At 35.6% G+C, this 23,610-nt stretch carries 20 protein-coding genes; 9 read left to right on the forward strand and 11 right to left on the reverse strand.

The window, feature by feature from the left end:
• The first annotated feature begins 75 nt into the window (after positions 1-75).
• Positions 76-525, forward strand: coding sequence for a NanQ anomerase/TabA/YiaL family protein (locus tag OM074_RS03525; RefSeq protein ID WP_301197900.1), 450 nt, complete (start codon positions 76-78; stop codon positions 523-525).
• Between the two features lie 82 nt (positions 526-607).
• Here the strand turns inward: OM074_RS03525 and OM074_RS03530 are convergent, their stop codons facing one another.
• The gene (locus OM074_RS03530; RefSeq protein ID WP_301197901.1) at positions 608-1,078 is read right to left on the reverse strand and encodes a hypothetical protein; all 471 of its coding nucleotides are present in this window, start codon (positions 1,076-1,078) and stop codon (positions 608-610) included.
• 100 nt (positions 1,079-1,178) lie between these two features.
• Positions 1,179-2,054, reverse strand: coding sequence for a MerR family transcriptional regulator (locus OM074_RS03535; RefSeq protein ID WP_301197902.1), 876 nt, complete (start codon positions 2,052-2,054; stop codon positions 1,179-1,181).
• 343 nt (positions 2,055-2,397) lie between these two features.
• Between OM074_RS03535 and OM074_RS03540 the strand changes: the two genes are divergently transcribed.
• The 3 genes from OM074_RS03540 (at position 2,398) to nadD (ending at position 4,517) form a co-directional block, all read left to right on the forward strand.
• Positions 2,398-3,273: a YicC/YloC family endoribonuclease gene (locus OM074_RS03540; RefSeq protein ID WP_301197903.1), complete on the forward strand. Its 876-nt coding sequence runs from the start codon at positions 2,398-2,400 to the stop codon at positions 3,271-3,273.
• A gap of 88 nt (positions 3,274-3,361) precedes the next feature.
• Positions 3,362-3,934: a guanylate kinase gene (gene gmk, locus OM074_RS03545; protein WP_301197904.1), complete on the forward strand. Its 573-nt coding sequence runs from the start codon at positions 3,362-3,364 to the stop codon at positions 3,932-3,934.
• The gene (gene nadD, locus OM074_RS03550) at positions 3,927-4,517 is read left to right on the forward strand and encodes a nicotinate (nicotinamide) nucleotide adenylyltransferase (RefSeq protein ID WP_301197906.1); all 591 of its coding nucleotides are present in this window, start codon (positions 3,927-3,929) and stop codon (positions 4,515-4,517) included. Before gmk ends, nadD begins: the two co-directional genes overlap by 8 nt.
• A gap of 46 nt (positions 4,518-4,563) precedes the next feature.
• On the opposite strand, the gene OM074_RS03555 is transcribed toward nadD, so the two are convergent.
• Both OM074_RS03555 and OM074_RS03560 read right to left on the reverse strand, forming a co-directional pair.
• Entirely contained in the window at positions 4,564-4,932 is a 369-nt protein-coding gene (locus OM074_RS03555) for a NifB/NifX family molybdenum-iron cluster-binding protein (protein ID WP_301197907.1), read from the reverse strand.
• 116 nt (positions 4,933-5,048) lie between these two features.
• Positions 5,049-6,677 (reverse strand): PAS domain-containing sensor histidine kinase, encoded by a 1,629-nt coding sequence (locus OM074_RS03560; RefSeq protein ID WP_301197908.1) that lies wholly within the window; start codon positions 6,675-6,677, stop codon positions 5,049-5,051.
• Between the two features lie 323 nt (positions 6,678-7,000).
• Between OM074_RS03560 and OM074_RS03565 the strand changes: the two genes are divergently transcribed.
• From OM074_RS03565 to tpx, 3 genes are all read left to right on the forward strand, one after another.
• Positions 7,001-8,602 carry a SulP family inorganic anion transporter gene (locus OM074_RS03565; RefSeq protein WP_301197909.1) on the forward strand — a complete coding sequence of 534 codons (1,602 nt, stop codon included), beginning with the start codon at positions 7,001-7,003 and terminating at the stop codon, positions 8,600-8,602.
• A 282-nt stretch (positions 8,603-8,884) separates the two neighbouring features.
• Positions 8,885-10,210, forward strand: a complete 1,326-nt coding sequence (locus tag OM074_RS03570) for a sensor histidine kinase (protein ID WP_301197910.1) — start codon at positions 8,885-8,887, stop codon at positions 10,208-10,210.
• Between the two features lie 150 nt (positions 10,211-10,360).
• Positions 10,361-10,873, forward strand: coding sequence for a thiol peroxidase (gene tpx, locus OM074_RS03575; RefSeq protein WP_301197911.1), 513 nt, complete (start codon positions 10,361-10,363; stop codon positions 10,871-10,873).
• Between the two features lie 142 nt (positions 10,874-11,015).
• On the opposite strand, the gene OM074_RS03580 is transcribed toward tpx, so the two are convergent.
• From OM074_RS03580 to ppk1, 7 genes are all read right to left on the reverse strand, one after another.
• Positions 11,016-12,395: a dicarboxylate/amino acid:cation symporter gene (locus OM074_RS03580; RefSeq protein WP_301197912.1), complete on the reverse strand. Its 1,380-nt coding sequence runs from the start codon at positions 12,393-12,395 to the stop codon at positions 11,016-11,018.
• A gap of 33 nt (positions 12,396-12,428) precedes the next feature.
• A complete protein-coding gene (gene aroC, locus OM074_RS03585) occupies positions 12,429-13,505 on the reverse strand; it encodes a chorismate synthase (RefSeq protein WP_301197913.1) in 1,077 nt (358 codons plus the stop codon).
• Positions 13,506-13,800: 295 nt separating this feature from the next.
• Positions 13,801-14,391, reverse strand: a complete 591-nt coding sequence (locus OM074_RS03590; protein ID WP_301197914.1) for an FKBP-type peptidyl-prolyl cis-trans isomerase — start codon at positions 14,389-14,391, stop codon at positions 13,801-13,803.
• 164 nt (positions 14,392-14,555) lie between these two features.
• Positions 14,556-16,502: a dipeptidyl-peptidase 3 family protein gene (locus tag OM074_RS03595; protein ID WP_301197915.1), complete on the reverse strand. Its 1,947-nt coding sequence runs from the start codon at positions 16,500-16,502 to the stop codon at positions 14,556-14,558.
• A 71-nt stretch (positions 16,503-16,573) separates the two neighbouring features.
• The gene (locus tag OM074_RS03600; protein ID WP_301197916.1) at positions 16,574-17,818 is read right to left on the reverse strand and encodes a hypothetical protein; all 1,245 of its coding nucleotides are present in this window, start codon (positions 17,816-17,818) and stop codon (positions 16,574-16,576) included.
• Between the two features lie 80 nt (positions 17,819-17,898).
• Positions 17,899-18,930: an L-threonine 3-dehydrogenase gene (gene tdh, locus OM074_RS03605; protein ID WP_301197917.1), complete on the reverse strand. Its 1,032-nt coding sequence runs from the start codon at positions 18,928-18,930 to the stop codon at positions 17,899-17,901.
• Positions 18,931-19,212: 282 nt separating this feature from the next.
• Positions 19,213-21,267: a polyphosphate kinase 1 gene (ppk1, locus tag OM074_RS03610; protein WP_301197919.1), complete on the reverse strand. Its 2,055-nt coding sequence runs from the start codon at positions 21,265-21,267 to the stop codon at positions 19,213-19,215.
• 171 nt (positions 21,268-21,438) lie between these two features.
• Here ppk1 and OM074_RS03615 point away from each other — a divergent pair, with 171 nt between their 5' ends.
• Positions 21,439-22,098, forward strand: a complete 660-nt coding sequence (locus OM074_RS03615; RefSeq protein WP_301197920.1) for a ferredoxin--NADP reductase — start codon at positions 21,439-21,441, stop codon at positions 22,096-22,098.
• Positions 22,099-22,179: 81 nt separating this feature from the next.
• Positions 22,180-23,520 carry a tRNA (N6-isopentenyl adenosine(37)-C2)-methylthiotransferase MiaB gene (gene miaB / locus OM074_RS03620; protein WP_301197921.1) on the forward strand — a complete coding sequence of 447 codons (1,341 nt, stop codon included), beginning with the start codon at positions 22,180-22,182 and terminating at the stop codon, positions 23,518-23,520.
• Positions 23,521-23,610 lie beyond the last annotated feature (90 nt).

Consider the following 23,610-nt stretch of genomic DNA (forward strand, 5'->3'; position numbering starts at 1 on the left):
GATAATAATTCCACCTCAAAAGCAGGATAAAAAGGTGTATATTTGGGATCTTACTTATAACATAAAGATCAAAAAATGATTATTGACAGCTTAGATAATGTAAAACATTACCGCAACTTAAACGCCAGGATCAACAAAGGTCTTGAATTTTTAGAAGAAGTAGACTTTGAAAACATCGAACCAGGAAGATACAATATTGATGGCGACGAAGTTTTTGCTTTAGTACAGGAGTACAACACCAAAAATATTGAAGATGCAAAACCTGAAACTCACGAAAGATATATTGATATTCAATACGTAGAAAAAGGTTCTGAATATATGGGATATGCCCCTCTTGAAGATCAGGAGATTTCTGAAGCCTATGATCCAGAGAAGGATCTATCTTTTTACAAAGCACAAACAAGCTTAATCAGAGTAGACGAAGGGATGTTTGCTATATTTTTTCCTACCGACATCCATGCCCCCGGCATTATGATCGAAGAATCAAAGCCAGTTAAAAAAGTTGTTATTAAAGTACTGGCATAACCGTATTACTATTATCAAAAATAAAGCCCTCATTGAATTTGCTTCATTGAGGGCTTTACATATTTTTTTAGTTATCCTTATTTTACTCTGGCCAAATAAAACTCTCGTTTTCTTCATCCCATAAAGGACCAAACTGTATTTCAGAAACCTTGCCATTTTCCATCCAAAAATTCACACTGGAATCATAAAAGGATATCACTTCGTTATCTGGGCTTTCCGGCGATGAAATATCTTCTTTTTCATATTCCCCTAATTCCAATCCTTCAACTTTTGCAAGCAACTCCTTTTCAGAAACTCCTAAAAGCTTTTGTCCTTCAAGGGTAGCTTCAGGATCACTTACAGCAATAGAACTCAGTTTCCATTCATCAACTTCATCAAACGAAACCGAAAGTTCAATTTCATCGTAATGATAAGCCTCTGTATTATCGTCTGCTTCTTCACTTGATGCATACTGGTCAACCTCATCTGGTTCACCCAACACTTTCTTAATCTCAGAACGGGTCATTCCAAAACGAATATCCTCATAACCCTTACCAATTAGAATTTCCTTCATTGTTTACTTTATTAAAATAATATCAATTGCAAAATACCGGCACAATATAAGCTATTAATAATTGATATTCGCCAACTAAAAGTTAATTTTAGTTTTTCTGTTACATTTTCCTCAATACTTCCACAAACACCTCAGCACTAGAAATATGCATAACATTATCGGGCAAATCACCCTCATACTCTTTCACTTGCATTCCGTTAATAAATATTGGGGTATTTGGGAACTCCTCGCTATAAGCTTTCAAAATTTTATCAAGACTGTTTTCCGGTGGTGAAACAAAACAAGTGAAAAATGCATCTGCCTTTCTAACCTGATCAATACCCTTTATATCTTCAAATGGAACATTACTTCCAAGATAAATCACTTTATAACCTTCCTTTCGGGCAAGAAAACTATAAAAAAGCAAGCCTATTTCGTGCAACTCTCCTTCATCAAGAAAAAAGGTTATACGCTTATCTACCTTTTGGTTCTCCATCTGATTATCAATAGCTACAATAAGCTTTTGACGGATAAGGTTACTCATAAAATGTTCCTGGGCCGGATTTACAGATCCTGCCTGCCACAATATGCCTACCCTATCAAGAAATGGAAACAATACTTCTTCTACCGTTTTTTCAAAACCGCGTTTAATGATCGACTGGTTTAATACTGAATTAAACTTCACTTCATCTAATTCAAGCATAGCTACCATCAAACTCTCAACCTGGATATCTACTTTTTTTGTATCCAAACACAAATAAGCAAGCCTCTTGCCTAAATCTTCATCACTCAAATATGCAATATGCGATATTTTATATCCGTTATTATTAAGTATTGAAACATTCAACAAACGCTTCAAATCCCTATCCGAATATTTTCTGATATTTGTTTTTGTCCTGGCCGGCTCTACAATATTATACCTTCTTTCCCAAATTCTGATTGTATGTGCTTTTACCCCTGATATCCTTTCTAAATCTTTAATTGAATAAACTCCCATTTCTATAGATTTTCTGCAGTTAACTATTATTCCTTTTTATACACAGCTCAATTTCGTCAAATATAAAAAGATATACGAAATATCTCGACATTCCGCACATCAAATTACTTAAATTCAGCACTTTTATTCAAAAAAAATCATTTTTATTAGTCAAAACCATTTAACCTTGATTTTGTTCAACTATTACTGCAATTACAGATACGAGCAACAATAATTCATCACAATATGCTTAATCATCACAAAACATTTTATAAAGTATTATTTTTCTTACAAATCCTCACTTTTTATCTTCCTTATCTGTAAAAAGATTAACTTTGCACCTTAAAAAAGCAAAAAAGATATTATGATAAAATCAATGACAGGCTTTGGCAAAGCCACTTGTGAACTTCCCGGAAAAAAAATAAGCATTGAAATCAAATCCCTAAACAGCAAGCAGTTGGATGTAAACATGCGCTTACCAAATATTTATAGAGAAAAAGATTTGATTTTGCGTAACGAAATAGCAAACAAACTGGGACGTGGCAAAATTGATGTTGGTTTTTATGTAGATTTTTTGGGTACCGAAAAAAACACTTCAATAAACACGCAGGTCATTGAAAACTATTACAATCAGTTATTGCCAATTTCGGATAAGCTTGGACTAACAGAAAAAACAGATATACTAAGGGCTATTATGCCTTTGCCTGATACGATTAAAACTGAGCAAGCAGAATTGAACGAAGAGGAATGGAAAATCATAGCAAGTACCTTCTCCAAGGCAATTGAATGCTTAAATGAATTCCGTAATCAAGAAGGCAAACATCTCAATACTGATATTATTAACAGGATCGAAAACATAAGAAAGCTAGCCTCACAGACTGAATCTTTTGAAAATGAACGAATTGAAAGAATCAGAGAGAGGATTCTGGATCAATTGAATGAATTAAAAGAAAAAATTAACGTTGACAAGAACCGGTTTGAGCAAGAAATGATTTTTTACCTGGAAAAACTTGATGTTACAGAAGAAAAGGTAAGACTAGCCAATCATTTAGATTATTTTTTAGAAACAATTAATAATGAAGAAATGGTTGGAAAGAAACTTGGGTTTATTACTCAGGAAATCGGTAGAGAAATTAACACTTTGGGTTCCAAAGCAAACCATGCCGAGATTCAAAAGCTCGTAATTCAAATGAAAGATGAACTTGAAAAAATTAAAGAGCAAAACCTGAATATTTTATAGTTTTTTCATTATCCGCAAGTGTAAATACTTGATTAATCATTTTATTACAATTACGCGACAACATAATATAATATCACAAAATACTTATATGACCAACAAAGGTAAACTAATCATATTTTCCGCTCCATCCGGGTCTGGAAAAACTACTATTGTAAAAAGCCTTTTAGATAAGGATTTCAACCTTGAGTTTTCAATTTCAGCAACTACCAGATCTCCCAGAGGAGAAGAAAAACACGGAAATGATTATTACTTTTTGTCGCCTGATGAATTCAGGCAAAAAATAAGCTTAGGAGAATTACTGGAGTGGGAAGAAGTGTACACTGATAAATATTATGGAACACTCAAAAGCGAAGTGGAAAGAATTACCAGCAAAGGCAACAACATCATCTTTGATGTAGATGTTGTTGGTGGTTTAAATATTAAAAAAATGTATGGAGACAGGGCTGTCTCAATTTTCATCCAGCCCCCTTCTATTGAAGAACTTGAAAAACGATTAACCGGACGAGGAACCGATACCAAAGAAACCATAAAACAACGCCTCAACAAAGCTGAGGAGGAAATTTCATACGCAAAAGATTTTGACCAGATTGTGGTTAACGACAACCTGGAAAAGGCTATCAAAGAAACAGAAAACATCCTCAACAGTTTTTTAAATGCCTGATAGCAAAAAAAACACCGGATTATTTTTTGGCTCCTTCAACCCCGTTCATGTAGGACATTTAGCTCTTGCCAACTATATTATAGAAAATACAGAGTTGGAAGAAATATGGTTTGTTGTGAGTCCGCAAAACCCATTTAAGCAATCACACGACTTAATAGCTGCCGAACACAGAATTAAAATGCTTGAATTAAGTATTGAAAATGATACCCGGTTTAAAATATGCGATATAGAACTCAACTTACCCATTCCATCATACTCATATAAAACTATTAGGGAACTATACAAACTCTACCCCGACCACTCCTTTTCAATTATTATGGGTTCCGATAACCTGCTTTCTCTTAGCAGATGGAAAAACATTGAAGACATACTCCAACGCTGCCCTATAAAAGTTTATCCCAGACCCGAATACCCAATAGGGAAAATTGCCTTGAACGCTTCAATTGAAGTAATAGAAGCTCCCGTATTCAACATTGCATCCACTACACTTAGAAAAGGTATTAAACAAGGAAAAGATTACAGATACCTATTACCCCAACAAGCATTTGAGTATATCAAACTAAACGGATTGTATTTGAAGTAGACATTTTGCCTACTCCGTTGCAATCCTGAATAGAAAGCTAACTTTTTTAATGAGAACAATTATGATCCCCATTGGCATGTGCATTACATACTGAAAAATTCCCAAGATTTCCTCCTAACCATTTCTCCAATACATCTTTTACAGCTCCACTAAAACCAATAAACGATTCTATTCCACATTCCTTTAATTTGTTAATTGCTCCTTGCCCCATACCTCCGGCTAGCAATACACTTACACCCTGCTCTTTTAAATCATAAGCAAGATTACTTTTACACCCGCATGATTCCGGGCCACGGAATTCACTCGTTCCAATTATTTCATCTTTATCAGACAAAGTATAGATGGTAAATTTCTCACAATGTCCAAAATGGCTGTCAATCATATCTCCTTTAGTAGGAATAGCTACTTTCTTCATTATAATGCAATTAATTTTTCTGTATTTAAGCGAGACAAAATTAAGAATATTCTCACTAACTAATACCTACATAACTATTTTTAACACTAATAAAGATGTCACTTCCTACAATCCATTTATCGAGCGGGCTCATATTGTTTGGGAATTTCAAAAATAAATCTGGTTCCTTTGTTTATTTCCGATTCAACTTTAATTCGCCCATTCATAAGGTTCAATAACTTTTTTACAATAGCCAGTCCCAAACCCGATCCTTGATTTGGGAACGGGGTAACCACACCTTCCCCCTGAACCTTGTAAAACCGGTGAAAAATCCTTCCTAACTGTTCATTATTAATCCCAATACCTGTATCCGCTACTTCAAACAACAAGCAATCTCCTGCCTCATATATTTTTAACGAAACTTTGCCCTCAATAGTAAATTTTAGGGCGTTGTGCATCAAATTTACTATAATCTGCTTCAACCTGCCCTGGTCGGCATACAAACCCACCCTTTCCGAAAGATCACTCACATCCAAATCTATAATCACCTTATCTTTATTCAAACGTTCTTTTTCGGCAATGATCACAGGCAATACATCATTTTTTATAAAAGGCACCAACACAAATTTGGAAGGATTTAAATCAGTCTGTCCTGTTTCTATTTTACTTAAATCAATTACATTATTTATCAATCCAAGCAAATACTCTGAGTTATTATAGATCACCTTTTTGTAGGCATCTGCATCTTTCTCTGTATCATACATCTTACGAACGAGAATATTTGAGAAACCAATTATTGCATTTAAAGGGGTACGCAATTCATGACTGATGTTTTGCAAAAAAGCAGTTTTTAAACGATTACTTTCCTCTGCTTTTTTTATAGCTCGTTTTAGATCCGAAATATCTTTAACAAAACAGATATAATGGTCTATTTCAACATTTAAAATATCCAGCTTAACATGCTTCAGCTTATTATCCAAAGAAATAAGACTGCATTCATGCGACTCTGTATTTATACCAATATTTTTACACTTCTCTTTTAAACCATCCAGGCTTTCGTTGTCAATAAACAGATCAAATAAGTTACGCTTCAGCAATTCATCCCGTTTATACCCTGTTATCTGAAATATGGCAGGATTAACATCGATTATTTCAAACTTATAATTAAGAATAAACAACCCATCATTAGTGTTCAGGAAATAGTTTTTCAACCTAGCCTCACTATGCAACAAGGCCTGCTGCTTTTTTCTAGAATTAGTTACATCATCTAAAATACCAAAAACAGCTTCAACCTTCCCCTGGGCATTAATTACGGGCGACTTACGACATTCAAACCAATAATGCTGACCATTACTGCGTTTAACCGGGCCAATTACATTTTTAACGGAGGCTTTGTTTTGAATACATATCTTACTCATGTACTTAAACCGGTCGCGCTCCAGGTTGCCCCAATTTAAATCGTCATCTGTTTTTCCTTCAATCTCACCAAAAGAATCAACTTCCACAATTTTCAGAAACTTGTTGTTGGCGTAAATAAAACAAGATTTTGTATCCTTTACATATACAGCTTCATCTATTTTATCAAGAATAAAACGTAATTCGTCCGTAATTAAATGTGATGAACACCTATTCTTAATATCACTTTCCAATTCATCAACAAGATCTAATGCACGCGACAAGTCACCCTTTATATTTCTCTCCTTTAAAAGATTTAGCTCCTCTTTCAATTTACCTATCAACGATAGTTCCTCTGCTACTGTATCCATACTCAAACACTACACAATTGTTGGCTTAATATATTCATAAAATCAGATAATCCCAACTTATTATACTACACTCTCCAAATAAAATAACTTTAACACGCATTCTTCTACCGACCTCCCCAAAAAAGAAATGATTTTATCAAATCAGGATGTAAGTTTTTCCTGATATATTTCTTAAATGCCTTTCCATTTTAACATTCTTTATTCTTTTTCCGAACTTCAACTCCTAATTCAATAGCATAAAACAAAGTGATTTTATTAATTTTGCGGGCTGGATTAGGAAAACAATCTTAAACATTTCATTAGTAATACATAACATACAAAATATGAAGTTTACTTTTTCATTTATCGACAAACGACAGGGGTCGGTTAAAGATGATATTTTATCTGGCCTTACCGTAGCCCTTGCCTTGGTACCGGAAGCGGTTGCCTTTGCCTTTGTTGCGGGTATTTCACCCATCATTGGTTTATATGGGGCTTTTATGATGGGCCTAGTCACTGCAGTATTGGGCGGAAGACCAGGAATGATATCCGGGGCAACTGGCGCACTTGCTGTAGTAATGGTTAACCTTGTTATTGAAGGGAATGCTATGGGGCCAGATGGGAGTATGATGGGAATCCAATATTTATTTGCTACTATTATACTGGCCGGGTTAATTCAAATGTCAGCCGGCATGCTTAAACTCGGTAAATTTATCCGTATGGTTCCACAATCGGTAATGATGGGATTTGTAAATGGATTGGCTATTGTGATTTTCACATCGCAACTTGGCATGTTTAAAATAAACGGCGTATTTCTATCAGGATCAAAGCTATACATAATGCTTGGGCTCGTATTTTTAACCATGGCAATAATGTATTTTTTGCCAAAGTTTAGCAAAAAGATCCCGGCAGCCCTTGTAGGAATAATTGTGGTTTCGTTAATAGTTATACTTGGGGGTATTGAAACTGAAACAGTAAGATCCTTTGTTATTTCAGGAGGAGGCACAGGCATCAAGGCCGGATTGCCAACATTTAACATCCCCATGATTCCTTTAAACTTTGAAACACTCGGTTTTATTGCCCCTTATGCCTTTATCCTGGCAATGATCGGATTGATCGAATCGTTAATGACCCTTACTTTGGTTGATGAATTAACAGAGACCAGAGGTAGTGGAAACAGGGAATGTGTTGCCCAGGGGATTGCAAATATCACAAACGGTTTTTTTGGAGGTATGGGTGGATGCGCCATGATTGGCCAAAGTATCATCAATATCAAATCAGGCGGCCGCGGCAGACTATCTGGAATTGTTGCAGCCATTGCTTTGCTAATGTTTATCCTATTTGGTTCTGCATATATTGAAATGATACCAATTGCAGCTCTTGTAGGGGTTATGTTTATGGTAGTTATTGGAACTTTTGCGTGGAGTACGTTTAAAATCATCAATAAAATTCCAATAGCAGATGTTATCGTTATCGCCCTGGTTACTATCCTTACAGTGATTTTTGACCTGGCAATTGCTGTTGCTGCAGGGGTTATTGTTTCAGCTCTCGTATTTGCCTGGGAAAACGCTGTAAAAATACGAATTTCAAGTACTATGGACGAAGAACATGGAGTTAAGCACTATATTGTTCATGGCCCGCTGTTTTTTGCTGCAACCGCAACTTTTTCAAATAGCTTTGATGTTAAAAACGACCCAAAAGAAGTGGTCATCAGTTTTGAAGACTCAAGAATTATGGATCAATCTGCTATTGAAGCCATCAATAAAGTAGCTGAAAAATACCAATTGGTAGGCACCAATGTACACCTGCGCTATTTAAGTCATGACTGTGTCAAATTAATCAATAGGGCTGAAAAAATATGTGACGTAAACATATTAAAAGACCCAGACTACCATGTTGCCATTAACGATTATCGCAAAAAGGTTGAAGCGTTAAAAGCTAACTAAAGCAACAGCTTTCAAAATCAAAATATTCTAAAGCCATCAATTCCGATGGCTTTTTTTATTTACATATAACACCTATATCTTTTATCAAGCCATATTTTCATCCTTACCAAAAACACAAAAAAGACACCGTTATAACTACAATTAACAACTGATAATAAACATGTTGTACCAAATAAAATTTGGAAATATCAAATTATTATACAAACTTTAAGATAGTTAATATTTTTTTTATCACATATTTCATCATTAAGCCTTTATCTCACTAACTCATAAACATTAAATATGCACCTACCTCTCATCTCCACCTTAGAACGATGGATCAGTATTAAAATCAGAAGAATAAACACGCAGGAAACATTTCATTACATCCTGTTTTTCTGTATCGTAATCAGTATATTCTCAACTATTTCAAACCTAATCCTTGGTTTATCATATAAGCTGACCTTATTTACTGGAGCATCCTTACTATTAAATTGTTTACTATTATATCTATCTCATTTTAAAAACAAATACCATTTTGCAAAAAGGGCGTTTATTATATACATATTTGCTGCATTAAACTTTTTATGGCTTACCAATGGCGGCAGTAATGGTCCTACGTTATTTGTTTTACAAGCTTTCATTCCATTATTTTTATTCTTTATTGAAATAAAAAGAAAATCTCTACTTATCATCGCATTCTCAACCAATCTTTTGGCACTATTCACCTTAGAATATTATATGCCCCAAACCATCATTCCTTATAAAAGCACTTTTGATAGATTTTTAGACCTCTACCTTGTATCAATGCTATTTTTCCTGATTGAAGTACCCTTATTGTACCTGATACAAAAGCAGTTTATAGCTCAAACCATGAACAAAATAAACTCAGAACGTGTAAAATCAGGTTTCCTGGAAAATATGAGCCACGAAGTCCGCACTCCGATGAACGCCATTATTGGCTTTTCTGAGTTATTAAAAAACTGTGAAGATGATGCTCAAACAAAGGAATTTTACTTTAAGATAATTAAGGAAAACGGAGACTCGCTCCTAAAACTTATGAACAACATTATTACCGCCACGCAACTTGAAGCCGGACTAATTGAACCAAACAAAAAAACAACACTCATAAAGCCTCTAATTGTCAGGCTTTTTAACTCTTTTTCCAACCAATTGCCTCCGAATAAAAATATAGTTTTATCCTACGAAATCAACTGCAACGAGAACCTGGAAGTTTTTACTGACGAATTACTATTGCATCAGGCCCTTTCAAACCTTATTTCAAACGCCATAAAATACACACAACAAGGCGAAGTAAAGTTTGGGATTGCCCATTGTCATAAAAACAAAAACAATATAAAGATATTTGTACGCGATACAGGCCCGGGTATAACAAGCGAAAAACAGAAAATGATCTTTAAAAAATTCAACACCATAAGTTTTAAGCTCAACAACAAGAAGGATGGTGTTGGCCTAAGTCTTTCTATAAGTTACGACCTGATAAAAAAACTAAATGGCACCATAATTATAAATTCCGAAGTTGGTAAGGGAACTGAGTTTTTAGTTTCGATACCTAAAAAAATCAAAGCAAAAAGCAAACCTTCAAAAAAAATATCCTGTCTAAACTAACAGTCACTATACACTATATTACAATTACTTAAACAAAATAAAACCAACATATGTGAAATTTATTTACGGTTAACAAATGCAAATTTCACCATTAATAAAAACCTTTTTATAACTTTCTTGTTCTTTTCATAAACAAAAACAAATTAAATAATGAACAAGACAGATTTACAAATTACATTCGCAGGAAATCCTGTAACAATAGTAGGTAATAAAATAAACGTTGGTGATAAAGCACCTGACTTTACTGTTATAAATGAAAAACTAGAACCTGTAAAACTTTCTGATTATGATGGAAAAGTAAAGGTTCTTGTTATATATCCATCAATTGACACTGGCGTATGTGCCGCTCAAAACAGAAGGTTTAATGTAGAAGCCAACAACCTGAAAGATGTTGTGGTCCTATCTATTTCTGTTGACCTTCCTTTTGCACAAAGCCGCTTTTGTGGTGCAGAAGGGCTTGAAAACATCATAACTCTTTCCGATCATAAAGACCTTGATTTTGGCGAGAAATATGGTTTTGTTATTGATGAATTCAGGTTGTTAACACGCGGGACTGTTATTATCGACAAAGATAATACAGTTAAATATGTTGAGTATGTTCCTGAAATTACTAATGATCCGGATTACGACGGAGCTTTAAATGCTGCAAAAGAATTGATTTAAATAAAAATTGAAATAAAAAAAAGCTGCTTTGGAAACACAATCCTAAAGCAGCTTTTTTTATTTCCTTATCATTTCAATATCTGTGGGCAATAAACTTGCAAAACTCAACTTTACAAAACCAACCAATTTACATTAAAACACCTTACTGGGCATACTTATCAATAATTGTTGCCACAGTTGCATCCCCTGTTACATTTACAGTAGTTCTTACCATATCCAGGATTCTATCAACAGGCAGAATAATAGCGATCCAGGCTGGGTTTAATCCTACAGAGTTTAACACTACCATCAGCATAACTACTCCTGCACTGGGAATTGCAGCAGAACCTATACTGGCTAGCGTTGCTGTTAATACTACGGTAATTTGTTGCCATAATGAAAGATCAATCATATGCATCTGAGCAAGAAAAACGACTGCAACAGCCTGATAAAGGCTAGTTCCATCCATATTTACAGTAGCTCCTATTGGCAATACAAAACCAGCTGTTTTTTTATCCACACCTAAATTTTCCTCTACACACTCAAATGTAACAGGCAAAGTAGCTGCGCTGGAGCTGGTTGAAAAGGCCAATGCCTGTGCCGGACTTATCCCCCTTAAAAAGTCAAAAAACTTACGTTGAGGTACTAACATTTTTAAAACAGCAGGATAGATAACAAAAGCCATCAGTAACAAACCAACTACAACTGTAACAGAATACCATCCCAATCCTTTAAATATCTCAACAATCATGGCTGGATTATCTCCGGCAATATCATTTATAACTCCAGCCATCAAGGCAAATACGAAAAACGGAGATCCTTTCATAATTATATCTACCATCTTAATAAAAACCTCGGAGGCCCCATCAAAAAATTGAATTAAAACTATTGATTTTTCAGTAGGAACATACAGTATTGCAATCCCAAAGAAGATGGCAAAGAATATAATTTGGAGCATAGATCCATTACCACTAAGGGCATTGAAGATATTTACCGGAACCACATCAACAAGAGCCTGAAGTGGCCCATGATCCTTTGGAGACTGAAAAACCGGTGCTTTATCCATGGAAACATCTCGTTTCAGCTGTTCGCGCTTCTGTAATACAATCTCTTCTAATTCAGGCGAATCAATAAGCCGAACCTGATCTTTAATTTCTACCCCCTCTTGTTTTGCCCAAAGTTCATAGGTAATCCTACTTTCTGTACGTATCTCTTCCGACAGCGATTTTCCGGGGGCAATAGCATTCACTAACACCAAGCCTAAGGAAACCGCTAATACCGTAGTAATTAAATACAAACCCAAAGTCCTGACCCCCAATTTACCAAGATCTTTGGGATTACCCAGGCTAACAATACCACTTATTATTGAGAATAAAATCAATGGAATTGCAATTAATTTTAACAGGTTAATAAATATTTTACCAAACGGGGCAATCCAGTCACGGGTAAATTCCTGCCAGCCCAGCCAACCTGATAAAATGGCCCATACAGCACCCAATATAATACCAAGAATAATTTTTATGTAAAGAGGAGTATTTTTCATTAAACTACAATACTTTCGACTTTTAACTCAAAACTAGCTATACATCTTATTCAAATATATCATATCAACCATAACCATAGCTGCCATAGCCTCAACAATAGGTACTGCACGAGGCAGCACACATGGATCATGACGCCCTTTTACCGTAGTCTGCACCTCTTCGCCATGCTTATTAACGGTATTTTGCTCTTTTAAAATAGTTGCAATAGGTTTAAAAGCAATATTCATGTATATATCTTCTCCATTGGTAATTCCTCCTTGAACACCGCCTGACTTATTGGTCCGGGTCCTGACCTGTTCCCCTTCCATATAAAACTCATCATTGTGCTCAGTTCCTTTCATCTCACCTGCCTTAAAGCCCATACCATATTCAAATCCCTTAACGGCATTAATACCCAACATTGCTTTTCCCATCTCAGCATGGAACTTATCAAACACCGGCTCTCCCAGTCCAACTGGAGAATTTTTAACTACACAAGTAATCACTCCTCCAACCGAATCTTTTGCCTGACGAACCTGATCAATATATTCAATCATTTTTTCTGCCATTTCAGCATCGGGGCAACGAACAATATTATCTTCAATCTTCGACAAATCCAGTTCGTTGTATGTCTTTTCCAGCTTAATATTGCCAACTTGAGAAGTATAGGCAGCAATATCAACTCCATATTTTTTTAAAGTCAGTTTAGCAATTGCGCCGGCAACCACCCGTGCAATGGTTTCCCTTGCAGAGGAACGTCCCCCTCCCCTATGATCACGGATACCATATTTGCTTTGATATGTATAATCGGCATGGGAAGGCCGGAATACATCCTTTATATTTCCATAATCCTTTGAGCGCTGATCGGCATTCCAAATTACAAAACCTATAGGTGTACCTGTTGCTATACCATCCATAACACCGGATAAAATCTCCACTTTATCCTTTTCATCCCGTGGTGTAGTAATTGAACTCTGACCAGGACGGCGACGGTTCAATTCACCTTGAATAAAATCCATATCTATTTCCAGTCCCGGCATAACGCCTTCTATTACACCACCAACTGCTTTACCATGTGACTCACCAAAAGATGTAAGTTTAAAAAATTTTCCAAAAGAATTACCTGCCATTGTTATTTAATGATTATTAGATTAGAGACTTGAGATAAGGGACTCTTGGCCTTAATTAATTCAATATCTGTCTAATCTACAAGTTCAATATTGATAAAATGTTAGTTTCATAAGCATATCTTTCAAGAAGTCTAAATATCTCTTATTTAAAATCTAACAATCTATATTACATGATTAATGTCACAAAAATAGAAAAGATATTGAATTATCCCTTTCACATATATTGTATAAAAATAAAAAAGCCCATTTTCACATAGAAAACAGGCTTTATATTTTAAATTTTTATCGTGCTTTGTTATGAACAACCACAACCACCTGATCCGGATCCATCAGATCCACAAGATCCGCTATCACAACCTGTTTGTGCATCACCGCAGCCACAACCTGAACCACAGCCACCGCCACCAACTACAGCCATAATTTCCTCATCAGTAGCTTCTCTCACTTCTTTTACAGCACCAGAAAAGAATAGATCATCGCCTGCCAACGGATGATTAAAGTCCATTTGCACATGTTCATCAGTAACATCTAAAACAATACCATTCAAACGGTTTCCCTGAGCATCCTGCATAGGAACCATATTTCCTACTTTAATCAACTCCTCATCCATTTTACCATCATTTACTTCAAAAATATTCTTAGGAATATTTACCTTAGCCTCTTCATTTATCTGGCCATAAGCATCATCTGCCTTTAGCTCAAACTTAAATTCTTCTCCGGCCTTTAATCCCTCAAGCTTATTCTCGAACATTTGCAACATTCTTCCTGTTCCAAAAATAAACTCCAATGGTTTTTCTTCACTGGTTTCTTCAACAATCTCCCCCTCAAATCCGTTCAATCGCAACACATAGGATAGTGTTACCATTTTGTTTCTTGAAATTTCCATATATTTTATCTTTTAATGATTTCTATATCAAATTATTTATGCAAAGAAAGCGAGTTTTTTATTATAAACAAAAAGCCAATTGCAAAAAAAAGACTTAAATATCTTAAATAGATAAGTAAATCGACCTAATACGCATTATTAAATATTTGTTTTAAACCCGGTTACTAATCAAAGGCGTTTAAGCAACCAAACTTTTTTGAATATCCTATCATCTGTTGAGCATAATCTGTCTGGTAAGATATACAAACATCTATAATTTCTTCACCTTTTTTCTGCAATTCCATTTCAGGGTTTAAAAATCCGGTAAACGGAGGAAGCTTCAATTTTTCATACCGCTCCAAAACTTCCCTGTGCAAATCCTTTTCAATAGTAACACCATAGGTTTCAACAATCAATTTTGCAGCTTCATAATCTCCCTCTGATTTTATTCTTTGTATCTCCCGAAGCAATTCACCAAACAAGGTGTGTAGCTTTTCAAAATCATGAATTACAAAATAAGTTTTGCCCTTTTCTATTACCTTCTTTATTACTTCGTCCTGCCCTTTTTCGTAAACCCATTTACATATGAGTTGTCGGTTTCGCATATGAGCCTGTTCAATATGGTCACCCAATTTAATCCTTGTTATTTGGGTTAGCAATCCGTTTCTGATGTACGAATTATAATGAGCTTTTGCAGCATCCAAATGTGGAATTAACCCCAATTCTAGTGTTTTGGGATGATACATAAAATACAAGCCATACAAATCGGCTCGGGCTTCTTCAATTACAGAGCCAAAAGATTTCAAATCTTCGGAACTCACACCAGCCATCAACTTCCCGGAACCATGTCCCACACATTCATGCAAGTGCGTATGCAAATTATCCGCTATTGCCCCATATTTTTTTTCAAGCTCAACATCTTCTCCTGAGCACGTAAATTCTTCTGCGAATCCTGTGCTTAACGAAGCTTTATGGTGTGCATTTGAAATATTGGTCAACGTAACCGATTTAGATCCAAACTCTTCCCTTATCCATTCGGCATTAGGCAGGTTGATACCCAATGGACTAGCCGGATAACAATCCCCTCCTAACATTACTGCATTTATAGCTTTCAAAGAAATACCAACAATCTCATCCTTTTTAAACTTTTTGTCTACCGGAGAGTTTGCTTCAAACCAATTTGCATTTTCTGCAATCACCTGGGCTTTTCTGGTTTCATCTTCATCCTTTATTTGCACCAATCCTTCCCAGGTTGCCTTCATGCCCATTGGATCGCCATATGTTTCTATAAACCCATTTATAAAATCCACATCGCCACAAAGAGCCTTTACCCAACTGATATTAAAATCATCAAAAGTTTCCAAATCACCAGTCTGGTAAAACCTCACCAACAAATCAATAATGGCAATCTGCTCTTCTGACTCTGCGTAGTTTTTAGCCTGCTTCAGGTTATGAACAATTTCATCAATGGCATTTCCATACAGTCCTGAGGATTTATATACCTCTTCAGTTATTTTTCCATTATTTTTGACAAGTCGTGAATTTAAACCAAAAGAAAGCTTTTTGTTTTCTGATTCATCTTTCAACTTTTGGTAATAGGATTCTACTTCTGTTTGATTTACTCCGTGGTAAAAATTATTTGCAGAAGAGGTGATCAGGTCGAAATCCGGATTTGTATTTACCCTTTTTGCACTTACTTCAGGATTAAATATCAGCTCCTTTAATTTTTCTAAATTTTGTGCATTCAGATGGTCATCTGTAATCTTGCCAGCACCTACATTTAACTTACTAACCCACAACGAAAAAGTCTCAGCAGAAAATCCAGGGATAAATTTATCCGTACTGTAATGGTGATGAACCCCTGACGAAAACCAAACCTTTTTTAAATAGGTAACAAAAGCTTCCCACTCCGCATGCTGATCTTCGTTAACCTGTACATAAACAGCTTCGAGGATATCACGTAAGTAAAGGTTATACTTTCCGTGCTGATCCCATAAAATATCTCGCCCGGCCAATGTTGCCTGGCTTAAATAATAAACATATAGCTTTTGCTTTAATGTCAGCTTTTGAAAACCGGGAACATCAAACCTAAATATTTTTATATCATCAAACTTTTCTGCAAAAACACCCATAAATAATTGAATAGAATTTTAAAACTATGATTGAGGGTAACAAAATGAACAATTGTTAACGCCCTCTCTCTTTATTCCAAAGCAGCATTCCTCAAGTCCACATCTTTATATAGCACCCATTTGCCCTTTTCAAACTCGTAACTATCATACGAAAAATCTGGCCCATAGAGTCTAAAATTACCTTTAAACAACGGACTTGATGGTGATAAATGATCAAAAACAAAACGTTTGTTATGCTTGTCGTATTTTAGCATCATATTATTGTTTGCCCCATATTCAAATACCAACCTTTTATCAACCACCCTTTCCCGTTGGAATACTGAGTGACCAAATTTGGGAGTAGTGTTACTGATTACAATAAGAGGTTCTACTACTTTCTTCTTTGTCATTTCATTATTGGGTTTGTAGCCCAGCAACATATAATATGTTCCATAATTTCTATCTTTAACCGGAACAATATCATAATATACTGCTCCATACCATTTTCGTGGAGATAATACAGCCTTTTCCGGAGAACGCATTTTATCCGATGCATCGTTTAAAACAAAGTATTTTACATCCCCCTTATCGTCTTTTATAATTACCGCACCAAAAAACTTATTTGATGAGTTCTCCATAGGAATATTCCAGGTACAAACTTTTACTCTTTTGTCTTCCGATATTAAAGTTGACATCCGGCCTAAACCTTTAAACCCTGATCCAAAATACTCTTTATTTCCCCACAGAATTTCCATCCTGCTCAAGATGGAGTCGTTTAATGACATTCTCTCTTTATCTGTTTTTCGTAAAAGCAATTGCTCAAACATGCAAACAGACGCCAAATCCCGGTATTCTCTATAAATTTTGCCATCAGCCTTAAAAGAAAATGTTAATGGATATAAATCATGGGTTCCTTCTGTTAACTTTGACAGATGCAACCTAAACGCCCCATTTCCCCTTTTATCTTTATGCGAAAAGGTTTTATCATGAAAATGCAGAACCTGTTTTTTATAAATACTGCCATAAACCACAAACCAGTCGAGCCTATATACAACACCATCTTTATAAGTATTGTAATAAAATACCTGATATTTTGAATCACTTGATCTGGTTACTTGAATGTGCGCCGTGTCAGGGAGGGTGGTATTATCGTTATATGTTTTTAAAAAAGTTTTAAAAACCTTTGTAAACTCTGCCAGTTGATATTCTTTTTCATAGGCATCTGTTAATCTTGAGATCTCTCTTGCCTGCTCTTCAAGGTCTTCAATCTTCAACTGAGCCTGAAGCGCCAAACCATTCATAAATACCAACAGAAAAAACAGTCTGATTATTTGCATCACTAAATATTTTTTTCTGTTCGAAATTATGAAGATTTGGCCAAAATTAAAAATTGGGATCAATAATCAATTCTTAACCACTATTCCCAATTCAATATTACTTTACCACTATTGCCCGTTTCCATTACATCAAAACCCTTTTGAAAATCGTTTACATGGAACCGGTGTGTAATCATTGGTGTCAGGTCAATGCCCGACAATAACATTTGCTCCATATGATACCAGGTTTCAAACATCTCCCTTCCATATATCCCTTTTAATGTAAGCCCTTTAAAAATCACGTTACTCCAATCAATCTGGGTACTTGAGGGCTGTATTCCTAACAATGAAATCTTGCCTGAGTTATACATCACTTCCAACATGGAATTAAATGCTGCAGAATTTCCAGAACACTCAAGACCAATATCGAAACCTTTCATATTTAAATCCTTCACCACATCTTTTAAATCTTCCTTTATGGGATTCACCACTCGCGTTGCGCCCATTTTCCTGGCCAACTCAGCCCTGAACGAATTTGTTTCTGTAGCTACTACATATCTGGCACCAGCAAATTTTGCAATTGCCACACACATGCTTCCAATCAGGCCGGAGCCCGTAACCACAACATCCTCTCCAATAATAGGAAAACTCAGGGTTGTATGTGTTGCATTTCCAAAAGGATCCATTATTGAGGCAATTTCATCCGAAATATTTGGATGTACTTTCATAACGTTGGTGGCCGGCACCTTTACATATTCTGCAAAAGCCCCATCAATATTAACACCAATACCAACTGTGTTTTCGCATATATGCTGTCGCCCCCGCCTGCAATTCCTACAGTGCCCGCATGCGATATGACCTTCACCAGTAACCCTGTCTCCTTCCTTAAATTCAATAACCTCAGACCCTACCTTAGCTACATAGCCCACATATTCGTGCCCTATAGTCATTGGGGTGTTAATGGTTCTTTGCGCCCATTCATCCCATAAATAAATATGTAAATCTGTTCCACAAATTGCAGACTTCACCACTTTTATAAGCACATCGTTAACTCCGATTTCCGGTAAATCAATTTCTTCCATCCAGATACCACGCTCTGGTTTGGATTTTACCAATGCTTTCATTTTTGCCATAGCTTATGCTTTATAAATGTAAACATGTTTAAATTATGGGTAAAGTTGAGGATAAGTAACGCGTTGTTCAATGATATATCTCAATATAAATATCTTAATAGATCGTCAGACGCAAGACTAAAGATAAAAGACCAATTTACAAGGTGCTTAAATTCTACTCTTTAACCACGCTCATCTTTTCAATAGTCATAATATCAAGTTATTTAAAAAGTTTAACGAAGTATTGTTTCTAAAATGCCATATAAAAAAAGCCTGTGAAACTCACAGACTCTATTCCTAACATTACTTTGCCTTTTTTCTGTCGCGCAACCACTTATAAAATTCAATCTGAGCCCTATATTCAGGCTCTCCATCTTTCGGGGTTTTTATAGTATTATCCAGGTCATTATTCAAATATCTGGCCGAACAATTGTCTTTTCTTTGCATTTCCAGTTGCTTAAGAATTTCTCCTTTGAGCTCTTTATCATATATTGGACAAGCCACTTCTATCCTTCTGTCTAAGTTCCGGGTCATAAAATCAGCTGAAGAGATGTACACTTTTTCATCACCCCCATTACAAAAAACAAAAACCCGGGAATGTTCCAGAAATCTATCAATTAATCCAAACGATTCTATAGCATTTTCAGGTGTATCAAACTCTGACAACAGAGAGAACATACCTCTCACATTTAGGATTACCTCTACTCCGGCTTTTTTAGCCTTATACAACAATTGAATCAGATCATAATCAACAAGATTATTAATCTTAATATAAATATATGATTTTTCTCCATGACGGGCATTTACCATTTCCCTTTCAATATAATACTCAATAGTATTTCGCATATAAAAAGGAGAAACCAACAAATGGTTAAAAACCGGGATGTTATAATTTCTTTTAAAGAAGTCAAAAACTGAAGAAACTTCATTTGCAATTCCTTCATGTTTTGTCATAAGCAGATGATCGGCAAATACATTGGCTGAATCTTCATTAAAATTACCAGTTCCAACACAGGCATAATTAACCAATTTGCTTTTTTCTTTACGAACCACTAAGCATAGTTTTGAATGCACTTTAAGTCCTGGAACCCCAAATATTATTTTTACCCCTGCATTTTTTAGTTTCTGCGTATGCACAATATTGGCCTTCTCATCAAAACGGGCTTGCAACTCCATTACGGCTGTAACATTTTTACCATTTCTGGCAGCATTTCGCAAGGCTTTCATAACGGCTGAATTGCGGGCAACCCTATAAATAGTAATTTTTATTTCTTTTACCGTGGGATCAATTGAGGCTTCACGCAAATAATCAACAAAGTTAAAAAACGAATGATAGGGATAATGCAATAGAATATCCTTATTTGTAATTAACTGAAAATATGAAGTATTGGGTATAATATCCTTATGAGGTATTGGTGCCAGAGAACTATACGTCATATTTTTGGCACCAAACTTTGGAAACCCAATAAAGTCTTTAAAATTATGATACCTGCCCCCCCTAATCACGGCATCTTCTTTGGTATACTTCAACTTTCTAAGCAAAAGTGACAACAACTCCTCCGGCATTTTTTTGTCGTGTACAAACCTTACCGGACTGGCTTCCTTCCTCCTCTGCAGACCTTTAGAAATCTTTTTGACATAACTTTCTGAGATATCATCATTTATATCCAATTCTGCATCCCGGGTCAATTTAAATGTATGTGCCTCAATATGATCAAATTTAAACATATAAAAAATATCCTTCAGCTCATACCTAATCACATCGTCCAATAACATTACATATTTTTTCCCATCGTTTGATGGGAGCAGCACAAATCGGTCTAGTACAGAGGGGATCTCTATCAGGGCATAATTGTCCCTATCCCGGTCATTCCCCTGTAGGTATACACCTAAATAAATACTGTCATCCGAAAGGTCGGGCAATTCTCTTTTTTTGGAAATAATAATCGGCATCAAAAAGCCTCTTACTTTCTTTTGAAAATAACGTTTAACAAACTTCCCCTGTTCTTCAGTCAGTGCCTTTTCATTTATCAGGTGTATTCCTTCCTTCTCTAACTGAACAATAATATCATCATAAATGCGGGCAAACTTTATAGACTGCCTTATCACCTCATTATGAATCTCTTTAAGAATATCCTTTGGAGCGCCCCCTTCAAATACAGTACTCTTATCTAATTGAACTATTCTTTTTAACACAGCAACCCGAACCCTGAAAAATTCATCCATATTGTTAGAATAAATTCCAAGAAACTTTATTCGCTCAACTAGCGGAACACATTCACGCGAGGCCTCTTGCAAAACCCTATCATTAAATGAAAGCCAGCTAATCTCCTTACTCCTAAAGTTTTCCAAGTCCATAGTTTGAATAATTATTTTAGTTTTTTGTTAAAATTATTAGTCAATAAAAATATGAATAATCTTGTCAATAGAAAACAGATAGAACTTAATAATTTAAGATGAACAATTTGCAAAAAGGATGGTTTTCATTGACAAGGCATTAAGATTCAAATCATAAATAAAAAATTTCAAATGAAACGAAACAGGATAAACTATCATGAAATACTTGAGATCCGACACTTAACCGAATCAACCTTTATCATCCGCTTTGAAAAGAACGGCCTGAAATTTAAAGCCGGACAACATATCTGCGTAGGCCCACCTGATGGAGTTCATTCAAGGGAATACTCTATTTACAGTGCAGAAAACGACCCATATATTGAAATACTTGTTAAAGAAGTTCAGAATGGCCTGGTAACACCCGTTTTAAAAAAATTAAAGGTTGGGCAATCGGTTGTGGTAGAAGAACCTGTTGGCTATTTTACCGTTAAGGAAGAGAAAGTTCAATCCAATAATTTTCTGTTCATCGCAACAGGTACCGGTATTTCGCCCTTCCATTCTATAGTAAAAAGTAATCCACAAATAAAATATCAGATACTACATGGCGTACGAAACGCTGTAGAATCTTATGAAAAAAATGAATACCCTGAAAACAATTACATTTTATGTTCTTCAAGGGACAAAAGCGGAGATTATACGGGCAGGATTACAAATTATTTACAAGATGTTACAATAGATAAAGATTCTGAAGTATATTTGTGCGGAAATTGCAATATGATTCATGACGTTTATGATATCCTTGAAGCTCAAGGAATACCCAACAGTCAGATTCATGCTGAAGTATATTTCTAAGAATAAAACATTGAGACGGCAGTTTATATCAATCCCTCTCAATAAACAATTTAAGTTGCGTAACAAAATAAAATTATAATTGTGAAGTACTATTTACTGACATTGGGTTGTCAAATGAATTTGAGTGATTCGGAGCGTGTGGCGTCAGTATTAAATGCAGCAGGATACACTAAAGCTGATAACGAGGAAGATGCCAACCTTATTGGGATACTGGCATGTTCTGTCCGCCAGAAAGCTATTGACAAGGTATACAATAAAATTTTCACCTGGAATAAATGGAAGAATAAAAAAAACCTGATAACATTTATATCCGGTTGTGTATTACCTGCTGATAAAGAGCGGTTCTTAAAGCTTTTTGATATAGTATTTGCCATGCCTGAGCTACCTCAGTTCCCAAAGATGCTAACTGAATACGGTATCACTTCGCCTATGGCAATTGTTCCGGAACCCAACAACCCAATAGATGAAATCCAACTTTTTTGGGATGTAAAGCCTAAATACGATTCCAGCTTTGAAGCTTTTGTTCCGATACAAAACGGTTGCAATAAATTTTGTACCTATTGTGCTGTTCCTTACACAAGGGGACGCGAAGTTTCGCGTCCATCCGATGAAATTCTGACCGAAGTGAAATCATTAGCCGAAAAAGGGTACAAATCCATTACCCTGCTCGGACAAAATGTAAATTCCTATGGGTTAGACAAGCATGGAGAAGAAATTACATTTGCCGAATTACTTGAAAAAATAGGGGAAATAGGCGAAGCTATAAATAATGAGTTCTGGGTTTATTTTACATCTCCACACCCAATGGATATGACGGATGATATTTTTCATATCATAGCTAAATATAAGTGTTTGGGAAAACAAATACATTTTCCTTTACAAAGTGGCGATGAAAAAGTCCTTATCAAGATGAACCGCAAGCACTCTGTTGAAAAATACAGGGAAACCATGCAATCTCTGAGAAGGATACTTCCCCAGGCTACAGTATTTACCGATATTATTGTTGGTTTTACTGATGAAACTGAAGAACAGTTTGAAAACACACGCAAAGCCATGGCCGAGTTTAAATATAACATGGCCTATATTGCGATGTATTCTCCTCGTCCGGGAGCAACCTCTTACAAATGGGAAGATAACATTACCCTCGACGAGAAGAAAAGAAGGTATGCTGTTTTAAGTGAAGAACTTCAGAAACATACCTACGAATACAATAAGTCGTTAATTGGGAAAACTTTAAAAGTACTAGTTAGGGAACAAGACAGAAAACCAGGCTACCTGTCTGGCCATACTGATGGAAAAATTGTAGTACGTTTGGCATCGGACAACAAGGAGTTAATCGGACAAATTGTTGAACTAAAAATTACCAGCGCAGCCAGATTCTCGATTGAAGGTGAATTGGTTGAAAAAACAGTAAGCTGTTAGGTATCCAGATCATCAGAGAAAAGACACAAGATAAAAGAAATAAAAACCATTCTGTGCCAACAATAAAATTATTTATATGGCACTCAATAT

This window comes from Plebeiibacterium marinum (assembly GCF_026013615.1).
Classification (GTDB): domain Bacteria; phylum Bacteroidota; class Bacteroidia; order Bacteroidales; family Marinilabiliaceae; genus Saccharicrinis; species Saccharicrinis marinus_A.

What these genes read in the sequence shown, in the direction of transcription:
- OM074_RS03565 (WP_301197909.1), top strand. Translation starts at nt 7,001, where the DNA reads ATGAAGTTTACTTTTTCATTTATCGACAAACGACAGGGGTCGGTTAAA.
- tpx (WP_301197911.1), top strand. Translation starts at nt 10,361, where the DNA reads ATGAACAAGACAGATTTACAAATTACATTCGCAGGAAATCCTGTAACA.
- OM074_RS03560 (WP_301197908.1), bottom strand. Translation starts at nt 6,677, where the DNA reads ATGGATACAGTAGCAGAGGAACTATCGTTGATAGGTAAATTGAAAGAG.
- ppk1 (WP_301197919.1), bottom strand. Translation starts at nt 21,267, where the DNA reads ATGGACTTGGAAAACTTTAGGAGTAAGGAGATTAGCTGGCTTTCATTT.
- OM074_RS03570 (WP_301197910.1), top strand. Translation starts at nt 8,885, where the DNA reads ATGCACCTACCTCTCATCTCCACCTTAGAACGATGGATCAGTATTAAA.
- OM074_RS03580 (WP_301197912.1), bottom strand. Translation starts at nt 12,395, where the DNA reads ATGAAAAATACTCCTCTTTACATAAAAATTATTCTTGGTATTATATTG.
- OM074_RS03590 (WP_301197914.1), bottom strand. Translation starts at nt 14,391, where the DNA reads ATGGAAATTTCAAGAAACAAAATGGTAACACTATCCTATGTGTTGCGA.
- OM074_RS03530 (WP_301197901.1), bottom strand. Translation starts at nt 1,078, where the DNA reads ATGAAGGAAATTCTAATTGGTAAGGGTTATGAGGATATTCGTTTTGGA.
- OM074_RS03525 (WP_301197900.1), top strand. Translation starts at nt 76, where the DNA reads ATGATTATTGACAGCTTAGATAATGTAAAACATTACCGCAACTTAAAC.
- gmk (WP_301197904.1), top strand. Translation starts at nt 3,362, where the DNA reads ATGACCAACAAAGGTAAACTAATCATATTTTCCGCTCCATCCGGGTCT.
- OM074_RS03540 (WP_301197903.1), top strand. Translation starts at nt 2,398, where the DNA reads ATGATAAAATCAATGACAGGCTTTGGCAAAGCCACTTGTGAACTTCCC.
- tdh (WP_301197917.1), bottom strand. Translation starts at nt 18,930, where the DNA reads ATGGCAAAAATGAAAGCATTGGTAAAATCCAAACCAGAGCGTGGTATC.
- OM074_RS03600 (WP_301197916.1), bottom strand. Translation starts at nt 17,818, where the DNA reads ATGCAAATAATCAGACTGTTTTTTCTGTTGGTATTTATGAATGGTTTG.
- OM074_RS03595 (WP_301197915.1), bottom strand. Translation starts at nt 16,502, where the DNA reads ATGGGTGTTTTTGCAGAAAAGTTTGATGATATAAAAATATTTAGGTTT.
- OM074_RS03555 (WP_301197907.1), bottom strand. Translation starts at nt 4,932, where the DNA reads ATGAAGAAAGTAGCTATTCCTACTAAAGGAGATATGATTGACAGCCAT.
- nadD (WP_301197906.1), top strand. Translation starts at nt 3,927, where the DNA reads ATGCCTGATAGCAAAAAAAACACCGGATTATTTTTTGGCTCCTTCAAC.
- OM074_RS03535 (WP_301197902.1), bottom strand. Translation starts at nt 2,054, where the DNA reads ATGGGAGTTTATTCAATTAAAGATTTAGAAAGGATATCAGGGGTAAAA.
- aroC (WP_301197913.1), bottom strand. Translation starts at nt 13,505, where the DNA reads ATGGCAGGTAATTCTTTTGGAAAATTTTTTAAACTTACATCTTTTGGT.
- OM074_RS03615 (WP_301197920.1), top strand. Translation starts at nt 21,439, where the DNA reads ATGAAACGAAACAGGATAAACTATCATGAAATACTTGAGATCCGACAC.